The 24,540-nt window shown below is 63.0% G+C and carries 25 protein-coding genes; 10 read left to right on the top strand and 15 right to left on the bottom strand.

Annotated features, from left to right (window positions below; translation table 11 throughout):
- The first annotated feature begins 132 nt into the window (after positions 1 to 132).
- The gene (locus tag AB7828_RS01900) at positions 133 to 1,113 is read left to right on the top strand and encodes a sterol desaturase family protein (RefSeq protein ID WP_441229238.1); all 981 of its coding nucleotides are present in this window, start codon (positions 133 to 135) and stop codon (positions 1,111 to 1,113) included.
- Between the two features lie 32 nt (positions 1,114 to 1,145).
- On the opposite strand, the gene AB7828_RS01895 is transcribed toward AB7828_RS01900, so the two are convergent.
- Both AB7828_RS01895 and AB7828_RS01890 read right to left on the bottom strand, forming a co-directional pair.
- Positions 1,146 to 1,937: a hypothetical protein gene (locus AB7828_RS01895; protein ID WP_175367484.1), complete on the bottom strand. Its 792-nt coding sequence runs from the start codon at positions 1,935 to 1,937 to the stop codon at positions 1,146 to 1,148.
- Between the two features lie 16 nt (positions 1,938 to 1,953).
- Positions 1,954 to 2,160, bottom strand: coding sequence for a hypothetical protein (locus AB7828_RS01890; protein WP_068730489.1), 207 nt, complete (start codon positions 2,158 to 2,160; stop codon positions 1,954 to 1,956).
- Positions 2,161 to 2,334: 174 nt separating this feature from the next.
- Here AB7828_RS01890 and AB7828_RS01885 point away from each other — a divergent pair, with 174 nt between their 5' ends.
- On the top strand, positions 2,335 to 3,312 hold the full coding sequence (locus tag AB7828_RS01885) for a methyltransferase domain-containing protein (RefSeq protein WP_441229237.1): 978 nt from the start codon (positions 2,335 to 2,337) through the stop codon (positions 3,310 to 3,312).
- A 106-nt stretch (positions 3,313 to 3,418) separates the two neighbouring features.
- On the top strand, positions 3,419 to 4,396 hold the full coding sequence (locus tag AB7828_RS01880; protein ID WP_441229236.1) for a DUF2336 domain-containing protein: 978 nt from the start codon (positions 3,419 to 3,421) through the stop codon (positions 4,394 to 4,396).
- Here AB7828_RS01880 and AB7828_RS01875 read toward each other — a convergent pair.
- From AB7828_RS01875 to AB7828_RS01865, 3 genes are read right to left on the bottom strand one after another with little or no spacing between them, the layout of a single operon-like run.
- Entirely contained in the window at positions 4,393 to 4,737 is a 345-nt protein-coding gene (locus AB7828_RS01875) for a DUF1491 family protein (RefSeq protein WP_439085670.1), read from the bottom strand. The two genes, AB7828_RS01880 and AB7828_RS01875, sit on opposite strands and share 4 nt — an antisense overlap.
- A 33-nt stretch (positions 4,738 to 4,770) precedes the next feature.
- Positions 4,771 to 5,499 (bottom strand): peptidoglycan-binding protein, encoded by a 729-nt coding sequence (locus AB7828_RS01870; RefSeq protein WP_441229235.1) that lies wholly within the window; start codon positions 5,497 to 5,499, stop codon positions 4,771 to 4,773.
- Complete coding sequence (locus AB7828_RS01865) at positions 5,492 to 7,294, bottom strand: PAS domain-containing sensor histidine kinase (protein WP_441232181.1); 1,803 nt, start codon at positions 7,292 to 7,294, stop codon at positions 5,492 to 5,494. The genes AB7828_RS01870 and AB7828_RS01865 overlap by 8 nt, the downstream gene beginning before the upstream one ends.
- 447 nt (positions 7,295 to 7,741) lie before the next feature.
- Here AB7828_RS01865 and AB7828_RS01860 point away from each other — a divergent pair, with 447 nt between their 5' ends.
- The gene (locus tag AB7828_RS01860) at positions 7,742 to 8,131 is read left to right on the top strand and encodes a DUF5330 domain-containing protein (RefSeq protein WP_441229234.1); all 390 of its coding nucleotides are present in this window, start codon (positions 7,742 to 7,744) and stop codon (positions 8,129 to 8,131) included.
- 92 nt (positions 8,132 to 8,223) lie between these two features.
- The gene (locus AB7828_RS01855) at positions 8,224 to 8,667 is read left to right on the top strand and encodes a SufE family protein (RefSeq protein ID WP_068734257.1); all 444 of its coding nucleotides are present in this window, start codon (positions 8,224 to 8,226) and stop codon (positions 8,665 to 8,667) included.
- A gap of 72 nt (positions 8,668 to 8,739) precedes the next feature.
- Here the strand turns inward: AB7828_RS01855 and thrS are convergent, their stop codons facing one another.
- The 4 genes from thrS to AB7828_RS01835 form a co-directional block, all read right to left on the bottom strand.
- A complete protein-coding gene (gene thrS / locus AB7828_RS01850) occupies positions 8,740 to 9,951 on the bottom strand; it encodes a threonine--tRNA ligase (RefSeq protein WP_441229233.1) in 1,212 nt (403 codons plus the stop codon).
- 333 nt (positions 9,952 to 10,284) lie between these two features.
- Positions 10,285 to 10,884 carry a DUF6456 domain-containing protein gene (locus AB7828_RS01845; protein ID WP_439076629.1) on the bottom strand — a complete coding sequence of 200 codons (600 nt, stop codon included), beginning with the start codon at positions 10,882 to 10,884 and terminating at the stop codon, positions 10,285 to 10,287.
- A 541-nt stretch (positions 10,885 to 11,425) separates the two neighbouring features.
- Positions 11,426 to 11,839: a MucR family transcriptional regulator gene (locus AB7828_RS01840; RefSeq protein ID WP_089267012.1), complete on the bottom strand. Its 414-nt coding sequence runs from the start codon at positions 11,837 to 11,839 to the stop codon at positions 11,426 to 11,428.
- 165 nt (positions 11,840 to 12,004) lie between these two features.
- Positions 12,005 to 12,868: a hypothetical protein gene (locus tag AB7828_RS01835; RefSeq protein ID WP_093759030.1), complete on the bottom strand. Its 864-nt coding sequence runs from the start codon at positions 12,866 to 12,868 to the stop codon at positions 12,005 to 12,007.
- 352 nt (positions 12,869 to 13,220) lie between these two features.
- Here AB7828_RS01835 and AB7828_RS01830 point away from each other — a divergent pair, with 352 nt between their 5' ends.
- Positions 13,221 to 14,870, top strand: a complete 1,650-nt coding sequence (locus AB7828_RS01830) for a glycosyltransferase family 39 protein (RefSeq protein ID WP_089267010.1) — start codon at positions 13,221 to 13,223, stop codon at positions 14,868 to 14,870.
- Positions 14,871 to 15,021: 151 nt separating this feature from the next.
- Here AB7828_RS01830 and AB7828_RS01825 read toward each other — a convergent pair whose 3' ends face one another.
- Positions 15,022 to 15,735, bottom strand: a complete 714-nt coding sequence (locus tag AB7828_RS01825) for a DNA helicase (RefSeq protein ID WP_441229232.1) — start codon at positions 15,733 to 15,735, stop codon at positions 15,022 to 15,024.
- 227 nt (positions 15,736 to 15,962) lie between these two features.
- Here AB7828_RS01825 and bla point away from each other — a divergent pair, with 227 nt between their 5' ends.
- A complete protein-coding gene (gene bla, locus AB7828_RS01820; RefSeq protein ID WP_441229231.1) occupies positions 15,963 to 16,844 on the top strand; it encodes a class A beta-lactamase in 882 nt (293 codons plus the stop codon).
- On the opposite strand, the gene AB7828_RS01815 is transcribed toward bla, so the two are convergent.
- A complete protein-coding gene (locus tag AB7828_RS01815; protein WP_441229230.1) occupies positions 16,804 to 17,760 on the bottom strand; it encodes a DMT family transporter in 957 nt (318 codons plus the stop codon). The genes bla and AB7828_RS01815 overlap by 41 nt on opposite strands.
- 109 nt (positions 17,761 to 17,869) lie before the next feature.
- Between AB7828_RS01815 and pdxR the strand changes: the two genes are divergently transcribed.
- The gene (gene pdxR / locus AB7828_RS01810; RefSeq protein ID WP_441229229.1) at positions 17,870 to 19,366 is read left to right on the top strand and encodes a MocR-like pyridoxine biosynthesis transcription factor PdxR; all 1,497 of its coding nucleotides are present in this window, start codon (positions 17,870 to 17,872) and stop codon (positions 19,364 to 19,366) included.
- A gap of 7 nt (positions 19,367 to 19,373) precedes the next feature.
- Here pdxR and AB7828_RS01805 read toward each other — a convergent pair whose 3' ends face one another.
- Both AB7828_RS01805 and AB7828_RS01800 read right to left on the bottom strand, forming a co-directional pair.
- On the bottom strand, positions 19,374 to 19,742 hold the full coding sequence (locus tag AB7828_RS01805; RefSeq protein WP_441229228.1) for a nuclear transport factor 2 family protein: 369 nt from the start codon (positions 19,740 to 19,742) through the stop codon (positions 19,374 to 19,376).
- A 42-nt stretch (positions 19,743 to 19,784) separates the two neighbouring features.
- Positions 19,785 to 20,501 carry a DJ-1/PfpI family protein gene (locus AB7828_RS01800; protein WP_441229227.1) on the bottom strand — a complete coding sequence of 239 codons (717 nt, stop codon included), beginning with the start codon at positions 20,499 to 20,501 and terminating at the stop codon, positions 19,785 to 19,787.
- A gap of 61 nt (positions 20,502 to 20,562) precedes the next feature.
- Between AB7828_RS01800 and AB7828_RS01795 the strand changes: the two genes are divergently transcribed.
- Both AB7828_RS01795 and AB7828_RS01790 read left to right on the top strand, forming a co-directional pair.
- Complete coding sequence (locus AB7828_RS01795) at positions 20,563 to 21,567, top strand: GlxA family transcriptional regulator (protein ID WP_441232180.1); 1,005 nt, start codon at positions 20,563 to 20,565, stop codon at positions 21,565 to 21,567.
- A 139-nt stretch (positions 21,568 to 21,706) separates the two neighbouring features.
- Positions 21,707 to 22,486 (top strand): class II aldolase/adducin family protein, encoded by a 780-nt coding sequence (locus tag AB7828_RS01790; protein ID WP_089267004.1) that lies wholly within the window; start codon positions 21,707 to 21,709, stop codon positions 22,484 to 22,486.
- A 216-nt stretch (positions 22,487 to 22,702) separates the two neighbouring features.
- Here AB7828_RS01790 and AB7828_RS01785 read toward each other — a convergent pair whose 3' ends face one another.
- Entirely contained in the window at positions 22,703 to 22,918 is a 216-nt protein-coding gene (locus tag AB7828_RS01785; protein ID WP_184515462.1) for a hypothetical protein, read from the bottom strand.
- Between the two features lie 209 nt (positions 22,919 to 23,127).
- Positions 23,128 to 24,531 (bottom strand): M20/M25/M40 family metallo-hydrolase, encoded by a 1,404-nt coding sequence (locus AB7828_RS01780; protein WP_441229226.1) that lies wholly within the window; start codon positions 24,529 to 24,531, stop codon positions 23,128 to 23,130.
- Positions 24,532 to 24,540 lie beyond the last annotated feature (9 nt).

Here is a 24,540-nt window from a genome sequence, read left to right as displayed (position 1 = left end):
ACGACCTCGGCGTGACGTTTTTCCGCATAGAAAACGTCCAGAGAGCCCTCTGGCGTAATCTGCCTGCAATCTCCCGCAGCGAAGCTCCGCATCCATCGTCGACCCACGAATCGGCGCGAATGCGGAGCCTCCATGCAACACGACCAAGAGCCGGCCGATACGGCCGTCGGCCATTTCCTGTCCCTGATCTGGTGGCCGCTGCTGTATTTCGGCGCGCTGACGGGCGCATGGTTTGCCTTCGCGAGCACCGCACCGATCCTCTGGTTCAATGTCGTCTATGCAGCGCTGCTGCTGACGATTGTGCTGCTCGAACGCATGACGCCGCATCGCGCCGAATGGCTGGAGCATGATGGCGAAACGCTGAGTGACATCGGTCACACGCTGCTGACCAAGGGGGCGGCGCAACTGGCCGTCGCGGCCACTGCGATCGTACCGATGGCGGTGGCTACCGTGACGCGCGCGGACGATCATGCCTCGCATCTATGGCCCACGCACTGGCCGCTGATCGCGCAGATCGTGCTCGCGCTGGTGGTTGCCGAATTCGGCCTCTACTGGTCACACCGGATCGCGCATGAAAACCTGTTCTTCTGGCGCTTTCATGCGCTTCATCACAGCGTGGTCCGGCTCTGGGTGGTGAATACTGGACGCTTCCACGTGATCGACTCGCTGATCAAGATGGCGCTCAGCCAGGCGCCGCTCTATCTGCTAGATGCGCCGCTGCCAGTCTTCCTCTGGGTCGGCGCCGTGACGGCCATCACCGGCCTGCTCACCCATTGCAACGTGGAGACGCGCACGGCGCTGTTCGATCCGATCTTCGCGACGCCAAAACTGCATCGCTGGCATCATTCGAAGACGCTGACGGAAGGCAACAGCAACTATTGCGAGAACATCATGGTGTGGGACCATGTGTTCGGCACCTATCTCAATCCCGCCAAGGCGTCACCGGACCGGCTCGGCATCAGCGGCAAGGTTGCATCGGATTTTCTGGGACAGATCGTGCAGCCGTTTTCGCGCAAGGGCGCGCGGCAGATTCTTGGCCGTCAAACCGTGCCGGACGATCAGGTGAAGCCAGTGGAAAAGTCCGACGCCGTAGCGCGGATCAGCGAAGCGTAATCCGCCCTACACTTCCAGCCCTACACGTCCAGCTATCCGCCGACCTGGAGCACCTTGCCGGGGCGCACCGGCGTGAGGCTGCCGGCCATGGCCGTGGTCTGCGCCGCCAATTCGCCGATCAGCATATCGGCGCTGGACGCCATGCCATCGGGGGCGTGGATCACCATGCGTTCCAGCGCCCACTTATAGGACGACACCCGGCGCTGCAGGCATTGCTCGACCCACTGCACGATCAGCGCGTTCTCATCCATGCGTGCGATGGCGTCGGCGCGCTCCTTCGGCTCCAGCGCCGACACCAGCTTCAGGCTGGCATTACGTTTGCGATCGAGTTCGACGACCTTTGCAGCCGTCGCATAAAATCCCTCGAAACGCAGGATGTCGTCGCGCGCGTCGTCCATCAGCACGCTGTAGCGCGACGTATGCGAGCGATGTGGCTCGTCGATCAGCAGCCGACCATAGGCCGTGCGATCGAAGGTGACGTTCTGCCGCCATGGCGACGCGATCGGCTTGTAGTCGCCGAACACACTCTTCCACAGCGGGCGCGAATGCGGCGGCTCGATCAGCGGATAAGCGAGATCGCGCATCTGGCGCTCGAGATCGGTGAGCTGGAATTCCGACGACTTCAGGCCGACGCTGCCGGTTGCCTCGACGCCGATCCAGCGATGCATGTCGTCGGTCACCGCATTGTTGCGGGTACGGCCGAAATCGCCGCCGGCGCAGCCGCCGAGCGTGCTGCCGATCAAACTCGCAAGTATCAAACACGGCGCAAGAAACGACGTCTTGCGCCGAAGCCGTATCCGGTTCGGATGGGATATCGCCGACATCAGGATCAATCCGGAATCAGGAACGGGCGCGGCGCTTGCGGCGGCGTCCCGGCGCAGTGCCCTCTTCCGGGCCGCTGCCGCCATTGCTGTCGTCGATCTGACGCTCGATTCGGATCACCGGCAGGATCAGGATTTCGGCGGAGGTTTCGCGGGGCGATGGCGCCACATTCACGCCCAGCCTGCGCGCTGCCGCATCCGCCGGGAACTTGATGATGGTGCTCATTATCCAGTCTCTCCGCGCCGCTTCGCCCGTTTTGCCGACGCATGGTCATTAAGGACATTCATGGTTAACAGCATGTTAACGCCGCCGTGCCGCCATATGGTGGCCGCGTTGGGGAACATGATTGAGCGTCGCAGCATTGACCAAAAGTGGAACGGTATAGGGGCGCATTTTTTCATGAGCGACATCGTTGGAACCCTGATGGAATGCTCCCATTCTACGGACTGGAAATTCCGCATGCGCTGCCCGCGCTGCGGCTCGTCGATCTCCGACATCCAGACCAAGCCATCCTGCGTGAACTATAACTGTGATTACAGCGACGCCGGATTCCCGGTTGTCGATGGGCAGCCGGTACTCATTGACTTCGAGTCCAGCGTGTTCGACCGCCGCCGCTATCATCGCGACAATGGCTCGGTGATGCCGCGGGATGTCGCCGGCCAATCGATCGGTACGCGCCTGCATCGCTTCACGTTTGGTGAAAACCCTGTCGCGGCCAAGAACTGCGAGAAATTCCTCGACCTTCTCAAGCAGGAGACTGCGAGACCCGTCGTGCTCGTTGTCGGCGGCGGCACCGTCGGCTCCGGTGCGGACTGCCTCTATGATGATCCGGATGTCGAAGTCGTCGGAACCGACGTGTTCTCCACCGACAACACCGCGCTGGTCGCCGACGCGCACAGACTGCCATTCGAGGACGCGACCTTTGACGGCGTCTGGATTCAGGCTGTGCTCGAACACGTTCTGGAGCCGGCCACCGTCGCGGCCGAAATCCATCGGGTGCTGCGCCAGAACGGCATTGTCTATGCCGAGACGCCCTTCATGCAACAGGTGCACGAACGCGCCTATGACTTCTCGCGCTTCACCCAGAGCGGACATCGCTGGCTGTTCAAGAAATTCACCGAGATCGATGCCGGAGCCGTCAACGGCGCCGGTATCGGCCTGCTCTGGTCGATCCGGTATTTTTCACGCACGCTAGGCGCCGGCGACAAATTCTCGCGCCTCTTCACCCTGCCATTCTTCTGGCTGCGCTACTTCGATCGCCTCGGCCGCTCGCGTGCCCGCGCCGACGCGGCGTCAGGCGTGTATTTCATGGGCCGCCGGGCCGAACGGGCCATCAGGCCGCACGAGATGCCGCGCTATTACAACGCTCAGGCCTGAACCGACTCGTCGGAATCAGATCTGCCTCGGCCAACGGCCCATGGTTAAACACATATTAATGCGTCCGCGATAATTTGAGGCAAGGTTCCCTTAGTAAGCGTATGCCATGCCTGCCTCACCTCCAATGTTTCCGGGCTTTGACGGATTGCTGACGCTCTCGCGTCGCGAAGGTGTAGACGTGCGACCGACCTTGCTGCGCGTGCTGACGGATCTTTATGTCCAGGCACCGAACCATACGATCGACGAAGAGAAGCAGTTCGTCGAACTCACCGCGCGCCTGATCGATCAGGTCGACGACGCCACCCGCGCCACGGTGCGCGCTCGGCTGTCGATCTATCCGAACACCCCGCGCGCGATCCTCAACCGGCTCAATCTGCGCCCGACCGAACCCGGCCAATCGGTGCCGCTCGCGCAGCCCATTTCCGCAGCAGAATCTCCCGCGCCGACCGTGAAGCAGCCGAGCGAAGTACAGATGCGTGTCGCCGCCAATATGGCCATGGCACCCAGGGACGCGTCCGAGATCAGCACGCTGTTCTTTGCCGCATCGAGCAGCGAGCGTACGCAGATCCTACACAATCTCGCCGAAACGCCGCTGCGATCCTCCGCCCGGATTCCGCAAGCGCGCGCCGCACGCGCCATGCACATTCTTGAAATGGCCGCCTTCGCCGAAGACCGCGACAACTTTGCGCGCGAGCTGAGCGAAGCCCTGATGCTGCCTGCCAGCATTGCCGAGCAGGTCGTCAGTGATCCCGGCGGCGAGCCCCTCGCCTGCTGCGCCAAGGCGCTCGGCATGCGGAGCGACATCTTCCAGCGTGTCCTGCTGTTCCTCAATCCGGAATTCGGCACCTCGGTGACGAACGTCTACCGGATCGCGCGCATGTATGACGTGCTGCGCGAACGCTCGGCGCTGATCATGGTGGCCGCCTGGCGCGGCGCGCATATGGCCGCGACGCGCGCCAAATTCCGGCCTGCGCTCTATGACGACGAACGCCATCGCGCTCGGCCGAGCGCGCCGCAGGCACGGCCAAGCGTCCAGCCGGATGTGGATATCACGCGCGTGACGCGGAATTCGTCGGGGCGCTAGCCCTTCGCCAATTCGAGAAAATGCCGTCCGGCCTTGTCCTCGGTCTCGACGATCCAGACGTCGGGATCGAACGAGATCTCCTTCTGCAAGCGCTCTTCGATCTTGCGTTCTTCGACGGGCTGCGGCGGTGACGGCGCGAAGACGCGATCGACAGGGCGGCTCTCGTCATAGGCGCTTTGCGGCGCCGGCGTGTAGAGCATCGCGGTGCCATCCAGCAGCGCAACCTTTACGAACACAGCGCCCGCCTCCTCCGCACCACGACGGCGCACGGCGCCGAACACGCCTTCGGTCTGGCAGCGGCGCAGATATGCGGCCACCCATATTGCTGATTTCAATCTCATGGGGAGGACGATAGGCCAGCCGAAAGGCCGGCGCTAGTCGATCGCGCGTCCGGTGACGGTGGCGAGTTCGCGCACCATGCGGTCGGACACCTGGCCGGTGACCGGCAGCTTGCGTTCACGTTCGAAGCGCTGGATCGCGGCTGCTGTGTCCGAGCCGACATTGCCGGTCGGCTTGAGCTGACCGTAGCCGTATTCAGTGAGCGCACGCTGCACGGCGGCGACGCGGCGCGTATTGGTGATGAGATCGCCGAGCGGATCGGTGCGCGTCGCATTCGGGATCGCCGCCGGCGGGCGCGCCACAGCGCCCGTGGTCGCCGGTGAGGCCGATGGTGCCGGCGCCTTCAGGAGATTGCCGACCGGATCGGCCGCGCGCTGTTCGACGGGCTTGGCCGCGAGTGATGGCTTCGGCTCATTGGCGCTGTTGACCGGCTTGGAATCCAGCATGCGGGAATCGAGCTTGGTGTCCGGCGACGCAGCATCCAGCGGGCGCGGCTTGGGCAGCGGATTGGCGACCTGCGCCGGTGCCGGAAATGCAACGACGGTGCTGGAACCGAACATCGGCGACGGATGATGCCCCTTCTGCAGGAAAATGGCATTGGCGATGATAGCGCTGACCGCCGCGAATGCGATCAACCCGGCGACCATGTCCTTCGGGCTGTGCAGGAGCACGCGCAGGACGATGCCGCGCTCCGCGGGCTCGTCGACGATGGCGACGGCGCGGCCGCGTTTGGACTTGGTCGCTTTGGAACTGGCTTTAGGCACTCTTCTTCACCTGATGGGCTTGGTCGGACGGCGCGGTGCGCGCCGCGGGATTCAAGATCGCGATATTGCTGACGTGTTCAGCCTGCGGCGTAAACTCCAGCGGCAGCGCGATTGTGATGGTGGTGCCTTCGTCGATCCGGCTCTGCACCTGCATCTCGCCACCATGCATGCCGACGAGGCTCTTCACAATGGACAGGCCTAGGCCGGTGCCCTCATGGCGCCGCTGATAGGTCTTGCCGGCCTGGAAGAACGGATCGCCGATCCGTGCGAGATCGTCCGATGCAATGCCGACGCCGGTGTCGCTGACGCGCAGCATCAAGCGTGATCCTTCGACGCCCGCTGCCACGGTGACGCTGCCGCCGCGCTCGGTGAACTTGATGGCATTGGACACGAGGTTGAGCAATATCTGACGGAATGCGCGCGGATCGCCGTTGACCTCAGGCAGATCCTTCGGCGCATCGGTGATGAGATCGATGCCGTTCTCGCGCGCCTTCAGCGCCAGCAGATTGCAGCAATTGATCAGCGCCGGACGCGGGGCGAAGGGCTCGGGCGAAATCTCGAAATTGCCGGATTCCAGCTTCGACATGTCAAGGATACCGTTGACCACCGACAGCAGGTGCTGGCCGGAATCGTTGATCAGCTGGGCATATTCCTTGCGCTTGGTCGCATCGAGCATCATCAGCTCTTCCTGCACCAGCATATCCGAGAAGCCGATAATGGCATTCAGCGGCGTGCGCAGTTCGTGGCTCATGGTGGCGAGGAAGCGCGTCTTCGACGCATCGGCGCGCTCGGCCTCGATGCGGGCCTGTGCCAATGCCTCTTCCTGCAGCTTGCGGTCGGTGACATCGCGCAGCACCGCGACGACTTCCGCATCGGCATTAGGCGACGAGATATCAGCGCCCTGCTCCATTGGGCGGCAACGCATTTCAACCCAGATGAATTCGGCGCCAGACGGACGCATGCGATCATTGCCGCGCGCGACATCGCGGCGCAGGCGGAATTCGACGCTGCGGGCTTCGCCGCCGCGCGCGGCGTCGGACAGAGCCGTGAGATAGGCCGGGCGATCCGCGACATGGACGCGATCGAACAGGCCATGGCCGAGCAGTTGCTGTGCCGGAGCGCCGACCAGTGCTTCTGCCGCCGGCGAAATGAACTGCACGGCGCCATTGTGACGATGACGCGAGATCACGTCGCTCATATTGCGCGCCAGCAGGCGATAGCGGTCTTCCTCGACATAGAGCAGCGAGACGCTGGTGCGCGCCAGCGACTCCGCGCCGAAGGCCAGACCTGCTGCATAGATGGTGGCGGAGGCAATACCAAAGCCCATGAAGACGCCGTGGCCGGCGACACCAGCTTCGGATGCGGGCAACCAGTCAAGGCTGGTCAGCGCGATGAGAATGCCGACGCAGGACAGCGCCAGCGCCGATGCAAAGGCAACGATACGGCGCGAAGCCGAGAGTGCCGCCTCGATCGGTACCACCACAAGCCAGATCGCCGCGAACGAATTGATGCCACCGGTGGAGATCGCCATCATCATCACGAGGCCGGCGAGTGCGATGGACGACAATACCTGTGCGCTTTCGTAGCGACCGGTGCGCGACAGAAAATATGAGCAGAGGATCGGCGCCATCAACCAGGCAAAGGCCGCAACCTCGATCGCGTTTGGCGCGCCGCGTAGCGCGAGATAGACAGGAAAAGCCGCAAAGGCCGCAAGGCTGCCGAGCAGACGCGGCGCCATGAATGCGCGATGACGCGCACTCGTCAGCGCATCGTAGCGCACTGAAGGGTGCAGCATGGCATCAAGGCAGTCGCGGATGATGGTCGATACTGTCACTGGTCTCGCTTCGGCTTGATCGTCAATTCAGACGCGCCGAAACGCCTCCTTTTATCGTTGCGCCAACGTGTCAGAGCGACATTAAGCGAACACTAAAGTGACCGCCGCGTTCGCCATGCCTAACGTGTAAGTGCTGATTTAAGAGGAGTTTTCGCGTTTCCATTCGACAACGATGGTGAACGAGTAGTTTCCATCGCCGCGTCCATATGGTTTCGAAAGTGTGCATCCCCAACATCGTGTCGGAAAACGCACGAACAGCTCATCAATGGAAAATTTACGCCAAACCGAATGAAGCGAATTTTCGTCGATTTAACCGCATCGCAAATACTTGCAATTTATCGACTGCTGCTAACTTCGATCCCAATTGCGACAAATCGCAACGGTTCGAAGAGACTAACGGGGTTCGCGATGTTCTTCCTGCTTCGCATGGCATTCTGGCTCGGGCTCGTGCTCGTGCTGCTGCCGAGGGACAAGACGCCGGAATCGGACAAGCTGCCGCAGATCGGCGCGTCCGATGCGGTATCGGCTGCGAGTGCGGCGATGTCCGACATGGCTCAATTCTGCAAGCGCCAGCCGGCCACCTGCGAAGTCGGCGGCCATGCGGCCACCGTGATCGGCGAACGTGCCAAGGACGGCGCGAAGAAAATCTACCAGATCATCACCGAGAAGAAGCCGGATACCACCGGCTCGATCGGTGGCGAAGGTGAAAACCAGGGGACGATCGCCATGGTCAAACCTGACACGCTCACCCAGGACGACCTCGCCGCCGAGTGGCAGCCGCCCACCGTTGCTCCCTAAACGGCTGATTGCGGCGGATAAATACCGCAAACGGCGGTCGCTTTCGGCGCTGTTCGTCCCTATATAGGGCCTGACATTGCTTGCAGGCCCCGATGACCACAATTGACGATATCCGCGATAATTTCGAGCTACTCGAGGACTGGGACGACCGCTACCGGTACGTCATCGAACTCGGGCGCAGCCTCACGCCGATGCCGGATGAGGAACATTCCTCCGCCAACAAGGTCAACGGCTGCGCGAGCCAGGTCTGGCTGTCGCGCCAGGTCGCCCGCGACCACGGCACGCCGGTGCTCAGCTATCTCGGCGACAGCGACGCGCATATCGTTCGCGGGCTGATTGCGATCCTGCTGACGCTGTATTCGGGCCGCAAGGCCGAGGACATCCTGGCCACCGATGCCATCAAGGTGTTCGACGAGCTCGGCTTCAAGGAACACCTCACGCCGCAGCGCTCCAACGGCCTGCGCGCCATGGTCGAGCGCATCCGCCGGGACGCCACCGAGACCCTGGCAGATGCGAACCAGGGCGTGACCCCATAGGCTCGAGCGTCCGCGGGCGCTGCACCAGCGCTCCGCCAGGGATCCACTGATCGGAGCGCATCTGAGGCCCGTTTACCGGGCTTCAGCCCCAAGCGCGCCCGACCGAGCTCTCGCCTGCAGCCGGGACACCGCCTCGGCCAAAGGAACGTCGGCCTGTGAGCCGTCGCGCTCGCGCAGGCTCACCCGGCCGTCCCTCATCTCGCGCCCGCCGACGATCGCCATCACCGGCACCGCCATGTCATGCGCCGCTACGATGCGCCGTGAAAGCGTATCGGCGCCGTCATAGGCAACGGCCCTAATCCCCGCATCCTCGAACGCCGCCACGACGTCAGCGCCGTATCCGGCCTGGTCTTTCGAAATCGGCGCAACGGCGACCTGATCCGGCGACAACCAGAAAGGAAGCACGCCGCCGTGGTGCTCGAGCAGGATCGCGATCATGCGGCCAAGCGATCCGAAGATGGCATGGTGGATCATCAGGGGCCTCGCGCGGCTGCCGTCGGCGGCGATGTAGGACGCGTCGAGCCGCTGCGGGAGAACGCTGTCGAGCTGCACCGTGCCGCACTGCCAAGATCGTCCCAGCCGGTCGCGCAACGCGAATTCCAGCTTCGGTCCGTAGAACGCGCCTTCGCCAGGATTGATTTGAGGCGCGAGGCCGCATTGCCGCGCGGCATCGCCGAGCGTCGCCTCCGACCAGTCCCAAGCCGCGTCGTCGCCAGCGCGCATCGCCGGACGCGTCGACAGCGCCACTTCGTAGTCGGGGAAGCCAAGATCGCGATAGACCTCGTCTAGCAAAGCGATGAAGCGCGCGACTTCGTCCTCCACGTCCTGCTCGCGGCAAAACACATGCGCATCGTCCTGCTCGAAGGCGCGCGTTCGCATGATGCCGTGGAGCGAACCGGACGGCTCGTTGCGGTGGCAAGCGCCAAACTCGGCATAGCGGATTGGAAGCTCCCGCCACGAGCGCAGACCCTTGTTGAAGATCTGTACATGGCAAGGGCACGACATCGGCTTCAGCGCCATCGTCTGCTCGCCGTCATCGACCCGGAACATGTGCTCGCGGAATTTGTCCCAGTGGCCGCTGCGGCTCCAGAAGTCCTTTGGCAGCAGCTGTGGCGTTTGGACCTCGACATAGCCGGCTCTGCGCATCTTGCGCCGGAGATAGTCCTCCAGCACCCGGTAGATCGCGTAGCCGCGCGGATGCCAGAACACCATGCCCGGCGCATCGTCCTGCAGGTGCCAGAGTTTGAGTTGTACGCCGAGATTTCTGTGGTCGAGATCGTCCATGGCTGTGTTCCTTACGAGGGGAAAAAGCGCGGACGGGGATCATCAGAAACAGAAAAGGCCCCGTCCGTCGCCGGCGGGGCCTTTTCTGGGTGAAGTACGCTTGTCTCTAGCGCGCGCGACCAGAAGGCGATCCGCCGTGAGCGGTCGCCGTGGTGGTCAATGCAGCTGATCGAAGCTTGTTCATGCGCTGTATATGGCGGCAAAACGCGCAGGCGTCAACGAAAGCTGCTTGGCGTCGCGGCATCGATGATGCGCCTATGAGCGCCGCCACGACCTGGCCGTCGTCAAGCTCGCATCTATCCTCATCTGGCTGCGCGCTATCGACTCCGCAGCCTAGCTCTCGAACGCCGCATCGTCTGCGAGCCAGGTTCGCACTTTCGATGGCTGCCCCCTGACCTCACTGGCGAAGCCGTAGTGCCGCGCGAGGCGATCCAGCGCGAGTTGCAACACGACCTTGGCGGAACGCGCCGGCCAGTTGCGTTCGCGCTCGATGTCTTCGAGGCCACGCAGAAAACAGCACACATCCATCAGAACCCCTGAAAACTCGGGCCCGCAAGCCTCCAGCGCCTGACTGACGTGCTGGCGCGCTGTCATCATAATATCCGTCATCTCGCCGGGACTGCTGCCGGCCCCGCGTGGTCGGCCGCCGGTCGGCGCGGCCCAGTTCGCCGTCATGCGCGGCGCCATGTTGCCGCGCGTGAAATCGGCGCGCAGCTTTTCGCCGGCGATGAACTGATGCGGGCTGATCATGCAGCGACCATCGCGGCCCTTGCGCCGGGCCAGCCAGCCGAGCGGGCTTTCACTGTCATTGACGAGGACGCTGGCGACGCCGTCCTCGGTGAGGATCTGCCGCGTTTCCAGCGACAGATGCTGCGCGCGGTGGTGATCGACGCGGTCGGGATGCCTGGTGGTGGTGCTGCGGGATGTCTTCATCGGAACGACTCCATTTAGGATAATAAGCTCACATCCCGAATGGCCTCGCAAGCAGAATTTTAGACTTTATTCCTTTCTGGGCTTTTATTCAAAAGAACCAGTGCCTTCGCATGATCGCTCAAAGCCGCGGCATTAAGAAAGCGGGTTTCCGGCGGCGACTGCGACTGATCCGCGGCCGGCGCGCGCGAAGAGTTCATCGCAGTCCTCGGCCACGACCTGCGAGCAAAGCCCACCCCCCGTCGTCCGACAGATCACGTCCAAGATTTCGCGGTCGGGCATCGATGCGCGGGATGGCCTCAACGTCCGCTTGAAAGTCTCCCGTCATACCCGCCAAGTTCACGTATCGCCTGGCTGTGTTGTCACACACCAATTGCGCGTGGCCGGAGATGTATCCCGCATCCAGACGTAGAACTTTCTTCGTCTCCGATTTGTTCTATATTGGTTCCTGCGGATGGAACCTGACTTTATTGCTTAGCTTTACTTGTGCGGATTACTTACGGGATCACTCGCCCAGATCGCTTGCTCAAGTCACCTGTTCAGGTCACTTGCGCCGGCGGCGCTGCTGACCCAGCCCCATTTTCTTGGCGAGCTGCGAACGCGCCACCGCATAGTTCGGCGCGACCATCGGATAGTCGGCCGGCAGGCCCCATTTCTCGCGATACTGTTCCGGCGTCATCGCGTACTGCGTGCGCAGATGGCGCTTCAACGATTTGAAACGCTTGCCGTCCTCGAGACAAACCAGATATTCGGCGGTCATCGATTTCTTGACGGACACCGCCGGTTTGGCCGGCTCCGCTGCGACCTCCGGCCGGCCGTTCGACACCCGCACCAGGGCGGCGTGAACCTGACCGATCAGCGCCGGCAGTTCGGACGCCGGTGTCGGATTGTGACCGACATAGGCCGACACGATCGTCGCCGTGAGATCGATGAAGCTCTTGCCGGCGATGTCGTTCATGGTCCGTCGTCTTTCAAGGATTCGAGCCGCACTTTACTTGACAATCATGCGGGCATTACAGCCACGAGGGCAATAACAACGTATAGCGCGCCGGTTTCATTCTGCGTGCAAGATTAGTCGAGATCAGCTGAAAGTGACCGCCAACGGAAAATGGCTGAGCGGATGTCAGCCCCTGTTGTCGAGATGCTCACGCAACTCGTCGATCGAGGCGAAGCGCATCATGCCTTCGGGCATCTGCGCCTCGATGGAGCCGTCGGAATACAGCGAATAGGCCATGCCATCGACGACCCCCGATTTCAGCACGGTGACGTCCGGTGCTTGCGACGGCTCTTCAGCCGGCGTCGGCGGAACGTAGCGATCCGGGATCAGCGCGGCATCCGGCAGTTTGTCGCTTGGCGAGGACGAGGTACGGGCGGCGCGGCGGATCGCGTCGGAGCGCGACCGATCCGGCTGCGGCCAGGCATCCTCGAAACTCTTCGGCTGCTCGGCGGGCGCCTCCGGCGTTGGCATGGCCGCCTCGAATGCGGCAGCTGCCTCGGCCCTCTCCCGCTCCCGGCGCGATGATTGGAACAGCAGATTGCGACGCTTCGGCTCCTCAGGCACCGGTGCCTCGGCAGCAGCGGACGCGAGCCGCTCACGGTCGCGCAGCACTTCGTCCTGCCACGGAGGAACACCTGGCTCCGGAACGGCAGGCCGCGCGGCCGGCTGGTCACGGCTGAACAGCGGGGCCGGCGCGGGCGCGTCATCCGCCTCCTCTGCGTCCTCCCCCGGAACCGGCGGCAGTTTCAGTTCCCGGCGCGGCAGCCGGGGCGACGGAACCGGTTCATCGATCTCGCCCTGCGGCCCAAACTTCTTCAGTTCGCCGACGGCGAGCGCCATGCTCACCATGATCAGGCCGGTGCAGGCGCCGACCGTTCCAGTCAGGATCAGGGTATTGCCGAAGCCGAATTCCTTGACCGGAATGCCGAAGCCGATCGCGGCAAGGCCCGCCAGAATGACCCCGATCCCGGCAATCAGCAGCAATTTCATAGTCTTCGAACTCCTCGACGGACCACTCGCGAGTCTCGTCATGGGTGCCACGATAGCGTCATATTGCGTGCACCGCCAAACGGCATTTTGCGTTCATCCCTTGTACATCGGCCTGGTGGTAAGTTTTGGGAGAGTTTTCTTCCACCGGAGACAACAGGTTTGGGACAGCCGACGCCGATCTATCCCTAAACGGTAAAGCTTTTACCTTGTCCTGTTTGTTGCAACGCATTAAGAAACTTCAGCCACAATTCTCAATTACTTCAAAAGAGAAGTGCGCTATATCGATGCCGGGGAAACGAGGCTCAAAGAGCGCTAAAGCCGAGCCATTGGGGACACCGGGTTATCCATCGCCATGTCATCGATTACGACTGCGGCCATCGACACGCCAGTAAGGCGCTCGGTGGAACGGACGTGTGACGACCTCGCCATCCTGGCGCTTGTCGTTGTCAGTATCGTCGCAAGCTTCACGTTCCGGGACTATGGTCTCGGATGGGACGACTATACCCACGCTGAATATGCAGATCTTCTATTGAAGATGTACGGGTCGGGCTTCACCGACACCGGCGCTTTGTCTTTTGCAAACCTCTACATGTATGGCGGCGGCTTCGATATGGCGGCCGCGCTGCTGCACAAGATCATCCCGCTGGAGCTGTTCGAGACGCGACGCCTGCTCGGCGCGATCGTCGGCGTCATCGGCCTCGGCGTCACCTGGCGTCTCGGGCGCCGCGTCGCCGGCCCCGTGGGCGGCCTCGCCACGCTGTTGCTGCTGGCGCTGTGTCCGACCTTCTACGGTCATATGTTCATGAACCCGAAGGATGCGCCTTTCGCCGTGGCGATGGTCATCCTGATGCTCGGGCTGGTGCGCCTTGCGCAGGAATATCCGAACCCGTCGCCGCGCACGGTTCTGATCCTCGGCCTCGGTGCCGGCTGCGCGATCGGCTGCCGCATTCTCGCCGGCCTCACGCTGATCTACGCAGTGATCGGCTTCATGCCTCTGTGGATCGAGGATGTCCGCACCAATGGCGTGCGCGAGAGCGTGCACCGCTTGCTGCATGTGCTCTACGTGCTGCTGCCGGGCCTCGCTTTCGGCTATCTGATCATGGGCCTGATCTGGCCGTGGTCGATTCTCGAGCCCGCCAATCCGCTGCGCGCACTGGGCTACTTCTCTCACTTCTTCGAAAAGCCGTGGAAGGAGATGTTCGACGGCGCGATGATCTCGGTGCCGGACATGCCATGGTCCTATCTGCCAACGCTGTTCGCGCTGCAACTTCCGGAAGTGCTGCTCAGCCTCACCTTCGGCGGCATCGCGCTGACCATCATGTCGCTGTCGCGCGACACCGTGCCGGCGCGTCGCAAGACCATCCTGTTGATGCTGACCTTTGCCGCCACTCTGCCACTGGTGATCGCCATGGTGAAGCGCCCGGCGCTGTATAACGGCATCCGGCATTTCATCTTCGTGCTCCCACCGATGGCGGTGCTCGGCGGCGCGGCTTTCGCGGCGCTGATGGACTGGCTGCGCGTCAATCATCGCGGCGCGCAAGCGGCTGCCGTCGCCGTGTTCTCCTTCGGCCTGATGCTGCCGACGGCCGAGATGATCCGGCTGCATCCGTATCAGTACACCCACTTCAACTACATCGCCGGCACCGTTCGCCAGGCCGATGCGCTGTACATGCTGGACTATTGGGGCCTTGCGCTGAAGCAGGCCTCCGATGCGCTGCGCGAGCAGATCGTCGAGCGCCAGGAAAGCCCGCCGGTCGGCCGCAAGTGGAAGGTCGCCGTGTGCGGCCCGCAGCGTCCGGCACAGGTCGCGCTCGGTCCCGACTTCACCATCGGCTGGGACAGCCAGTCGGCCGACTTTGCGATGACGCTCGGCGAGTTCTACTGCAAGGGCCTCACCGCCCCCGTGATTGCCGAGATCAAGCGTGACGACGTCGTCTTCGCCAAGGTCTACGACATCCGCGGCAGCAGCATTTCGAGCCTGCTCGCGATCCCCGCGCCGTAAAATTCTGCGTTAGTACTAAGTTCCAAGTTTTCGTCATGCCGGCCTTGTGCCGGGCATCCACGTCTTGGCGACCATGAAAGGCGTGGATGGCCGACAAGCCCGGCCATGACGACTCTTGTTGTTCATGGCCTGTGTCGGCCCGCGTCGTTGACTAACGCGCCGCCTGAAACCTGATGTCGCCGTTGTTCAGAAAACACGTCTTGCTGAACAGGCCGAGATCGACAGGATTCGGCAACCGGACGTCGTCCAGATCAGGACATGGCTTCACAGCCGGATCGTAGGACCGGTGGATCTGCGAGATGAAGACGAAGATCAACCCGCGTTCCCTCGCGAATGACTGCAGCGCGCGCACCTGCACCATCAATGCCGGGTTCTCGCGTTTCTGATCGAGCAGTTGCAGATAGTCGATCACCACAAGCGTGCCGCGCGGCGCGTCCGCCAGTTTCCGGGCGACGTAGTCCGCGCAGATGTCGTCGGAATTGTCGAATGCGAACAGCGTATCGAAACGCGCCCGGTCCACGCCGATGGCACTGAAACGGTCCAGCACGTCCTTTTCAGCGTATTCCAGCGAGAAGAACACGCTGCGATGGCCGGATTGCATCGCCTCCACGGCGAGCTTCAGGCTCATCAGCGTCTTGCCATGGCCCGGGCGCGCGCCGACCAGCACGAGATCGCCAGGAGACAGTTGCTCGAACAGTTTCGCGGCAGGTGTCACCGAAGACATCCGCGCCACCAGCAGGCTCCAGGCAGCAAAGCCTTCTCGCACGGCGATCCGATCAAGTGCCTCGTGCAGCGGAATGTTATCGGCGCGGGAGAGAAGCCTGGCCTTGCGCTTCAATTGATAAACAGGCGCAGAAAGACGCATTGTGAGAACCTCCTGGTGCGAGCGTTGTCACAACCCCTCCTTATGCTTGATGCTCGAACAGTTGGTTCGGTGATCAGAGAGCCCGGTATGATCGATACTTTCCCGCTGGAGGGGGGAGGCGTGGGCCGCGCCAGAATCAGAGTGTAGCGCAATCCCCTTCCCCGCGAAATTGCGGACTTCCAATCGCCCGCCATCAATTCTCCCTCTTCGCCCGCGAATGACACGCCATGATGATCAATCGACGAACATTGCTGGCGGCTGCGCCAGCGCTCATGGCGTGGCCGGCCTTTGCCCAAGAAGCTGCAAAGGAAGCGGCAAAGGACGCACCGGCGGCGTTGCAAGCCTATGAACGCGACACCGGCGGGCGGATCGGCGTCTATGCCGAGAACCTGAAGACGGGCGCAAAGATCGCGTGGCGCGCCAATGAGCGCTTCGTGATGTGCAGCACGTTCAAGGCCTCGCTCGCCGCCTGCGTGCTCGCCCGCATCGACCGCGGCGAGGACAAGCCCGATCAGATGATTTCCTACGCCGCGGCGGACCTGCTCGACTACGCGCCGGTCGCGCGCGACAATCTTGCCAAGGGCGCGCTCTCGGTCGCCGACATGTGCAAGGCCATCGTCGAGCTCAGCGACAACACCTGCGCCAACAAGCTGCTGGCGCGCGTCGGCGGTCCGGCCGCCCTCACCGCCTTCTGGAACAGGACCGGCGACAGCGTCTCGCGCCTCGATCACAACGAGCCGCTATTGAACCGTTCGCGCCCCGGCAATCCGCAGGACACAACCACACCCGCCGCGATGGCCGGCAACGTCAAACGCTTCGTCACCGGCAATGTGCTGACGCCCACGTCGCGCGATCAGCTCACCGACTGGATGGTGAACTGCAAGACGGGCGACAAGCGCCTGCGCGCCGGACTCCCCAAGACATGGAAGATCGGCGACAAGACCGGCAATAACGGCAAGGACGCCGCCGGCGACATCGCCGTGACCTGGCCGAAGCCGGACCAGCCCGTCGTCATCGCCGCCTATACGCAGGGCGGCACGCCGACGGCTCCGCAATTGGAGACGGTGTTCAAGGCGATTGGCGAGATGGTCGAGCGGCAACTGGGATAGGTTGCGTCGTCGGCACAACATCTGGCTTCCGGCGCGACATCGTTCCGACGACAATCCCGCCAAGAATCATGGCCATCGAGGCGATCAGCGACAGCTCGATCGCCTCGCCCAGCACCAGTGCGGAGATCGCAACGCCCATCACCGGCGTCGCCAGTAGACCGAGGGACGTGATGGTCGCCGGCAGGCTGCGGTTGATGATCACCATCGCCCAATGCGCCAGCGCCGTGCCGAAGATCCCGCCGAACAGCAAAGCGCCGACGAGTTCGCGCGTCCAGGCGATAGCGGGGACGCCTTCGCGCATCAGCGCCAGTACTGTCAGCAGCACGCTCGCGAGCAGCGCCTGCCAGAACACGAGTTGAAACGGCTCGGAGATCCAGCGATGGCCGCGGACATAGACGATATTCGCTGCCCAGCACAAAGCCGCGAGCAACAGCAGCCCGCTGCCGATCAACGCATTGCCGTTGCTCCAGTCGAATGCCGACGGGTTGAACATGACAGCGATGCCGGCAAGCCCCAGCACGATGCCCGCGAGACGTTCTCGCGGAACGGGTTCGCGCAGCAGCAGCCAAGCGGCGGGCGCAACCCAGAGCGGCGTGGTGTAGCCGAGCACGATGGAGCGCCCGACCGGCACGAATTGCAGGCCAAAGGCAACCAGCACCGAGAATAGGCCCATATGCAGCACCGCGACACTGACGATCACCGGCATGTCGCCGCGCCGCGGCACGATGAATTGCCGGCGCGCCAGCGTAATCGCCGCAAGAGCGAGCGCTGCAATCACGGCGCGAATCGCCACCGACCACAGCGGCGAAATGTGCTGCACCAGAAATTTCGTCAGCGTCCAGTTCAGCCCCCACATGGTCACGACGACGGCAAACAAAAGCAGCGCCGTGCGGCGCGACAGGGGATATTCGGACATGGCTTCATCTCACGGCTTCGGTGCATGGCGCACTCGACAGACCGAGGACACTAGGTTTTACTGGCCCCAATCAAAGATCCATTCCAGTAAAAATGACTGAGCCAGTTTGATGGGCGACATTCTCGCAGGGCTGATCGATATCGCTCGCGGATCCGCGAGCGGCGAGACGTTGACGCGGCAGCTCTATGATCAGCTTCGCGCGGCGATCCTGAGCGGCGCGCTGCCGCCGGGCCATCGCCTGCCGTCGAGCCGCGACTGCGCGCAGCAGCTCGGCCTCGCGCGCAACACCGTCTCGACCGTCATCGATCAGTTGGCGATGGAGGGCTATCTCGACGTCACGCAGGGACGACGCCCCATGGTCGCCGCCGCCGAGCGCAAGGCGTTGCTCACCGGACGCAACATTGCCGGCAAGACGCCGAAGCCGCTCGGCCTGTCGCGCTGGGCCGAGCGCGTGCAGAAGTCGGATTGGCCGTTCATCAACAAAGGGCGGCCTCTGCTGTTGGCCCCGGCGCTGGCAGATGCGCGGCTGTTTCCCCACGACATCTGGGCGCGCTGCCTGCGCCGCGCGGCGCGACGCGGATCGACCGGCGATCCCGCCATCAATCGCGCCTCGTTGCGCAACGCCCTGCTCCGCCATCTCATCGCCTATCGCGGCGTGCGGGCCGAGGCACGACAGATTGTCCTGATGCCATCGGCGCAGTCTGCGCTTGAACTCATCGCGCGCGTGTTACTCGATGCCGGCGATCTCGCCTGGGTCGAAAGCCCCGGCTATGGCGGCGCATATGCGGCGCTCAATGCGGCCGGTGCGACCTTGCGCGGCATTTCGCTGGATGGCAGCGGCCTCTCCATCAAAGGCCGGCGCGATCGCCCGCGGCTGATCTTCGTGACCCCGTCGCATCAGCATCCCACCGGACGGCTGATGCCTGTGAGCCGGCGGCAGCAATTGCTTGCATTTGCCAATGACATCGGGGCTGCCATCGTCGAGGACGACTATGACAGCGAATTCCACTATGACGGCCGCCCCGTCGCCGCCCTGCAGGGCCTCGATGACAGCGGCCGCGTGTTCTATGTGGGCACGTTCTCGAAACCGATGTTCGCGGACGTGCGCAGCGGCTACGCCATCGTGCCGCCGGATCTTGCCGACCTGTTCGAAAAGGCGCAGCGCCACGGCAGCCATATCGTGCCGGCGCCGGTGCAGGATGCGCTGGCCGAATTCATCGACGACGGTCACTTCGCAGCGCATATCCGCAAGATGACGCGTGTCTATCGCAGCAGGCGCGATCACCTGCTCCAGGCACTGCAAATTCATGCCGGCGATCACCTGACGATCGAACCGCCGGCCGGCGGTATGCAGTTGCTCGCCCATCTCGATCTCGATCGCGACGACCGCGCCATTTCGGCACGACTTGCCGAGCTCGGCGTGACCGGCCGCCCGCTATCGATGTATTTCACCGGACCTGTGGCCGGCCAGGGATTGTTCATGGGCTTTTCCGCCTGGAACGAACAGGAGATCGACAAGGCCGCCGCCATCGTCGGACAGGTGCTGCGCGCCACCGCCACGCCGCGCGGCCGCTCCGGCAAGGCACCGAAGCGGCCGAAGGGCTGACGCGTTCCTATGCTGCCGCGAGCTTCCTCTCGACGGCCAGCGCCGCCGGCAGCGGTCGCCACAGCACCGTCATTTCCTGTATGAGGCCGGCGTCGTTCAGACGCCAGTAGTCGACGCCATCCAGCTGTTCCGTTCCGACGGTGATACCGAAGAAGGCGGACACGTGTTCGGGCCCCTGCAGCACTTCGCGGAAATCGAAACTGTCGACGACACCCAGCAGCGCCGTGACCACCGGACGGATTGCCGCCTTGCCCTTGAATGGCTCGGCGGCAAGCGGCGTCTTCAGCACGATGTCGTCGGCCATATGCGAGAGCATGGCATCGAGGTCTTTGCGCTGCATCGCTTGGGTAAATGCATGGATGTGCGTGAGGTTCATGGTCATGATCCTTTCGATCATATTAGAAGCGGCTTGCGCAACTCACTCCGCCGCTGTCGGCACGATGATGCCAAGCTTCGTCGCGATGCGTTGTGCGGTGGCCTCGCGTTGCGCGGTGATCTTCGCCACCGACTGACGGGTCTGCGCCAGCACCGTCGCCGGTGCGGTTTCGGGCGTGCCGCTGTTGAACGGCGGCTGTGGCGCATATTCCATGAACAGCTGAATTCCCTGCGCCACCTCGTCGCCGCGCAATTCTGCAGCCAGACGCAGCGCGCCATCGATGCCCGACGTCACGCCGGCGGCGAAGATCCAGTTGCCGTCGATCACCACGCGCTCCTTGACCGGCGTTGCGCCAAAATAGCGCAGCAGATGAAACGACGCCCAATGCGTGGTCGCGCGGCGGCCCATCAGCAATCCCGCAGCGCCGCAGATCAGCGCGCCGGTGCAGACCGAAAAGATTCGAGCGTGTCCGGCCTGCTGACGGAGCCAATCGAGCACAACCGTATCGTCCATCAGCGCTTCCTGGCCGAAGCCGCCGGGCACATGCAGCACGTCGAGCTGGGGCGCGTCGCCAATGGCTGCATCCGGCGTAATACGGAGCCCCCTGTAGTCGCGCACGGGATCGGTGGTCTTGCCATAGATTCGATAGGTCGAATTCGGGATCCGCGACAGCACTTCGAACGGGCCGGTGAGATCGATCTGGTCAAGCCCCTCAAACAACAGCGAGCCGATCTGGAGATGTTGGTCTGGCGGGATCATGGAATGCTCCAAGCATTTGTGAATGGACAAGCCGAACCTAGCCCGGCACAGTCTGGCGAATATGCCAAAGACCCCTCGTTCTCCGCCAAACTCTGTTGCGACGGTTCCGCGCGTTATCGACGTGCTGGCGTTCCCGTCGGTGCAACTGCTCGACGTGTCCGGCCCGCTGCAGGTCTTCGCCACGGTCAATGAGATCATGCAACGCAAGGGACAACCTGCGCCCTATAGGCTGCGCGTGATCGCGCGCGGCGGCCATAGTGTGACCGCCTCTGCCGGACTAGGCCTCGCCGTGAGCGATCTGCCGCGCCAGGCCGAACCGATCGACACGCTGTTGATTGCCGGCGGTCCTGGCGTCCATGCCGCCGCTTCCGATCCCGCTATGGTCGCCTGGGTGCGCAAGCGCGCGGCCAAGGCGCGGCGCACCGCCTCGGTCTGCACCGGCGCCTTCCTGCTCGCCTCAACCGGCCTACTGGACGGCCGCCGTGCCGCGACCCACTGGTCCTGGTGTTCCGAACTGGCGCAGCGCTTCCCCGACGTGCATGTGGAGTCCGATCCGATCTTCGTGCGCGACGGCGCGTTCTGGACGTCAGCTGGCGTGACCGCTGGGATCGATCTCGCGCTGGCATTGGTGGAGGAAGACCTCGGGCGCAGCGTCGCGCTCATGGTGGCGCGTCACCTCGTGGTGTTTCTCAAGCGCCCCGGCGGCCAGTCACAATTCAGCGCGGCATTGTCGCTGCAGACCGCGGACGACAAGTTCGGCGCGCTGCATGACTGGATCGGCAAGCATCTCGCCGACGACATTTCGCTTCCCATGCTGGCAGAACAGGCCGGCATGAGCGAACGCAGCTTCAGCCGGCACTATGCGGACGCCACCGGCATCACGCCCGCCCGCGCCGTCGAGCAGTTGCGCGTCGAAGCCGCACGGCGGCTGCTCTCGGAAACGAAACTGCCGGTGAAACGCATTTCGCAACGCTGCGGCTTCGGTTCCGAAGAAACCATGCGACGCAGCTTCCTGCGATTGCTTTCTGCCACGCCGCAGGACTATCGCGCGCGTTTCAGTTCCTGAATGTCGCGATCGGGCCTTCTGCCACCCTGGTAAGCATGTCTGCCGCGCAAACCGTCCGGCTTGCTGCCGCAACAGGGCGGGATTAGGCTGGCATCAGCCAAACGCCAAAACACTGCCAGTCAATCCGGGAGCACTCACCATGTCACCAGCCGAAGCCCGCCTCAAGGAAGTGCCGTCGCATATGAGTGAGGGCGAATGGGCCCAGCGCGTCAATCTCGCCGCTGCCTATCGCCTCGTTGCGCTCTACGGCTGGGACGATCTCATCGACACCCACATCTCCGCCCGCGTGCCCGGCCCCGACCATCACTTCCTGATCAATCCCTATGGCCTGATCTTCGAAGAGATCACCGCATCGTCGCTGGTCAAGGTCGATCTCGACGGCAACCAGCTCTCCGAAAGCGAATACAGCATCAACCCGGCCGGCTTCACCATCCATTCGGCAATCCACGAAGTCCGCGAAGACGCCGGCTGCGTGATGCATCTGCACACGCCGGACGGCACCGCAGTGGCCTCCTGCATGGAGGGCCTGCAGCCCCTGAACCAGACTGCTCAGCTCGTGATCCCCGAACTCGCCTATCACGACTATGAAGGCGTCGCGCTCGATCACGACGAGCGCCCGCGCCTGCAGAAGGATCTTGGCACCAAGAACGCCATGCTGCTGCGCAATCACGGCACGCTGACCGTCGGCCGCTCGGTCGCCTCGGCCTTCGAGCGCATGTATTATCTGGAACGCGCCTGCACCATGCAGGTCCGCACCCGGATGCTCGGCCCGACCGCCTATCCGGTCGACCAGATCGTCATCGACAAGAACGCCGCGCTGGTGGGCAACCCCGACAAGGCCGAATTGCGCTCCACCAAGCTGGTCTGGCCGCCGATGCTGCGCAAGCTCGACCGCCGCGATCCGTCTTACAAGACCTGAGATTTGGTGCTATAGAGAGGTCATAGACCTCTACATAGTGATTCAAAACGCCGTCCAATTCCGGACGGCGTTTTTTCTTTGTTTTGGTTTTCTCGTCATTCCGGGGCGCTCGCACTTGCGAGCGAACCCGGAATCCCGACCTGTTCATCACCACGAGATTCCGGGCTCAGCCCCATCGCCTTGGGCGTTGGTTCTGCCCCGGAATGACGGGATTAATCACGGCCGCATGAACGCAAAATCCGTGTCGGGATCGCAATTATCGGCAACGAAACGCAGCTCCGATTGAACGTCAGCCGTGGTCCTTGTCTCCAGATACTTCGAGACCACGAGATTCACGAGGGAGCGACAGACGCTGTCCTGATCGACCCCGGCGGTCTGAGCTGCCGCCATGGCGGCAGAGAAATGAGTATTGGCGATTTCGGCTGCGGACATTGCATCCTCCCTTTTTTTGTCTTTCGATCAGGAAAGCCTGACGCAAGCCTTGATGTGGGTCAACGCGCAGCCATACTCGTCATTCCGGGGCGGAACGGGCGCCGCAGGCGACAGGACCGAACCCGGAATCCCGCAGTGATGAACACGTCGAGATTCCGGGTTCGCGATCGCCAAGTGGCGCTCGCGCCCCGGAATGACGAATGTGTAGCTTACTTCTTCACATCCGCCAGCGCCGCAATGATCCGCGCCCACGACCGGATGCCCTTGTGGAAGCTCTTGAGGTCGTACTTCTCGTTCGGCGAATGGATATTGTCGTCATCGAGGCCGAAGCCGATCAGGAGCGAGTCCAGACCGAGTGTGCGCTTGAAATCCGCGACGATGGGAATCGACGCACCTGAGCCGATCAGCAGCGCCTGCTTGCCCCATTCGTCGGTCAGCGCATCGCGCGCAGCGGCGAGCGGCTTCATGTTCCAGTCGAGCGCGATAGCCGGCGCGTTGGAGTGATCGAGAAACTCCGCGGTGCAATCGCCCGGCAGTTGATCGGTGACGAATTTGCGGAACGCATCGCGGATCTTGCCGGGGTCCTGGCCCTCGACGATACGGAACGAGACTTTCGCCGAGGCATGCGAGGCGATCACGGTCTTGGAGCCCTCGCCCGTATAGCCGCCGACGATGCCATTGATGTCGCAGGTCGGGCGCGACGTGATCTGCTCGATCAGTTCGCGGCCCTTTTCGCCAGCGGGGATCGACAGGCCGATCGGCTTGAGGAAGCTCTCCGCGGTGAGACCGAGGCCCTTCCACTGCGCCAGAATATCGGCAGGCAAATCCTTTACGCCATCATAAAAGCCGGGAATGGTGATGCGGCCATTGTCGTCATGCAGCTTGCCGAGAATATTGGTCAGCACGCGGATCGGATTGCGCGCACCGCCGCCATAGATGCCGGAATGCAGATCGCGGTTGGCCGCGGTGATCTTCACCTCTTCATAGACGAGCCCGCGCAGCGACGTGGTGATCGCCGGGGTGCTCGGGTCCCACATGCCGGTGTCGCACACCACCGCGAAATCGGCGGCGAGATCTTTCTTGTTGGCTTCGAGGAACGGCACGAAATTCTTCGAGCCGACCTCCTCCTCGCCTTCGATGCAGATGGTGAGATCGATCGGCAGCGAGCCTGTGACATTCACCCAGGCCCGGCAGGCTTCCACGAAGGTCGAGAGCTGGCCCTTGTCGTCCTGCGCACCGCGCGCAACGATGATGTCGCGGCCATCGGCATGTTTGGTGACGACCGGCTCAAACGGCGGACGATGCCACAGGTTCAACGGATCGACCGGCTGAACGTCGTAATGACCATAGAACAGAACATGCGGCCGCTTGCCGGTGTTGCCCTTGGCAGTGGCGACGATAGCGGGATGGCCCGCCGTCGACCGTACCTCGGCGTTGAAGCCCAGGCCCTCGATCTCGCCGGCGAGATGCTTTGCCGCCGCCTTGCAGTCCTCGGCGTAAGCCGGATCGGCGGAAATCGACTTGATCCGCAACAGCGCGAACAACCGCTCCAGAGCCCTGTCGAAATCGGCATCGACGCGATCGAGAACGGATGCAAGCTGCGTATTGGACATGAGCGAATT

The organism is Tardiphaga sp. 215_C5_N2_1, from assembly GCF_052076055.1.
GTDB lineage: Bacteria > Pseudomonadota > Alphaproteobacteria > Rhizobiales > Xanthobacteraceae > Tardiphaga > Tardiphaga robiniae.
The sequence above is the reverse complement of the archived record's forward strand: the minus strand, read 5'-3'. Positions and strand labels throughout refer to the sequence as shown.

Bases quoted from the DNA above. Each gene is read 5' to 3' on its own strand.
- pdxR (WP_441229229.1), top strand. From the start codon at position 17,870: ATGGGCGACATTCTCGCAGGGCTGATCGATATCGCTCGCGGATCCGCG.
- AB7828_RS01880 (WP_441229236.1), top strand. From the start codon at position 3,419: ATGCCTGCCTCACCTCCAATGTTTCCGGGCTTTGACGGATTGCTGACG.
- AB7828_RS01825 (WP_441229232.1), bottom strand. From the start codon at position 15,735: ATGCGTCTTTCTGCGCCTGTTTATCAATTGAAGCGCAAGGCCAGGCTT.
- AB7828_RS01865 (WP_441232181.1), bottom strand. From the start codon at position 7,294: ATGCTGCACCCTTCAGTGCGCTACGATGCGCTGACGAGTGCGCGTCAT.
- AB7828_RS01790 (WP_089267004.1), top strand. From the start codon at position 21,707: ATGTCACCAGCCGAAGCCCGCCTCAAGGAAGTGCCGTCGCATATGAGT.
- AB7828_RS01890 (WP_068730489.1), bottom strand. From the start codon at position 2,160: ATGAGCACCATCATCAAGTTCCCGGCGGATGCGGCAGCGCGCAGGCTG.
- AB7828_RS01885 (WP_441229237.1), top strand. From the start codon at position 2,335: ATGAGCGACATCGTTGGAACCCTGATGGAATGCTCCCATTCTACGGAC.
- AB7828_RS01785 (WP_184515462.1), bottom strand. From the start codon at position 22,918: ATGTCCGCAGCCGAAATCGCCAATACTCATTTCTCTGCCGCCATGGCG.
- AB7828_RS01895 (WP_175367484.1), bottom strand. From the start codon at position 1,937: ATGTCGGCGATATCCCATCCGAACCGGATACGGCTTCGGCGCAAGACG.
- AB7828_RS01795 (WP_441232180.1), top strand. From the start codon at position 20,563: ATGCCAAAGACCCCTCGTTCTCCGCCAAACTCTGTTGCGACGGTTCCG.
- AB7828_RS01900 (WP_441229238.1), top strand. From the start codon at position 133: ATGCAACACGACCAAGAGCCGGCCGATACGGCCGTCGGCCATTTCCTG.
- bla (WP_441229231.1), top strand. From the start codon at position 15,963: ATGATGATCAATCGACGAACATTGCTGGCGGCTGCGCCAGCGCTCATG.
- AB7828_RS01815 (WP_441229230.1), bottom strand. From the start codon at position 17,760: ATGTCCGAATATCCCCTGTCGCGCCGCACGGCGCTGCTTTTGTTTGCC.
- AB7828_RS01875 (WP_439085670.1), bottom strand. From the start codon at position 4,737: ATGAGATTGAAATCAGCAATATGGGTGGCCGCATATCTGCGCCGCTGC.
- AB7828_RS01860 (WP_441229234.1), top strand. From the start codon at position 7,742: ATGTTCTTCCTGCTTCGCATGGCATTCTGGCTCGGGCTCGTGCTCGTG.
- AB7828_RS01840 (WP_089267012.1), bottom strand. From the start codon at position 11,839: ATGAACGACATCGCCGGCAAGAGCTTCATCGATCTCACGGCGACGATC.
- AB7828_RS01835 (WP_093759030.1), bottom strand. From the start codon at position 12,868: ATGAAATTGCTGCTGATTGCCGGGATCGGGGTCATTCTGGCGGGCCTT.
- AB7828_RS01780 (WP_441229226.1), bottom strand. From the start codon at position 24,531: ATGTCCAATACGCAGCTTGCATCCGTTCTCGATCGCGTCGATGCCGAT.
- thrS (WP_441229233.1), bottom strand. From the start codon at position 9,951: ATGGACGATCTCGACCACAGAAATCTCGGCGTACAACTCAAACTCTGG.
- AB7828_RS01845 (WP_439076629.1), bottom strand. From the start codon at position 10,884: ATGAAGACATCCCGCAGCACCACCACCAGGCATCCCGACCGCGTCGAT.
- AB7828_RS01800 (WP_441229227.1), bottom strand. From the start codon at position 20,501: ATGATCCCGCCAGACCAACATCTCCAGATCGGCTCGCTGTTGTTTGAG.
- AB7828_RS01830 (WP_089267010.1), top strand. From the start codon at position 13,221: ATGTCATCGATTACGACTGCGGCCATCGACACGCCAGTAAGGCGCTCG.
- AB7828_RS01805 (WP_441229228.1), bottom strand. From the start codon at position 19,742: ATGAACCTCACGCACATCCATGCATTTACCCAAGCGATGCAGCGCAAA.
- AB7828_RS01855 (WP_068734257.1), top strand. From the start codon at position 8,224: ATGACCACAATTGACGATATCCGCGATAATTTCGAGCTACTCGAGGAC.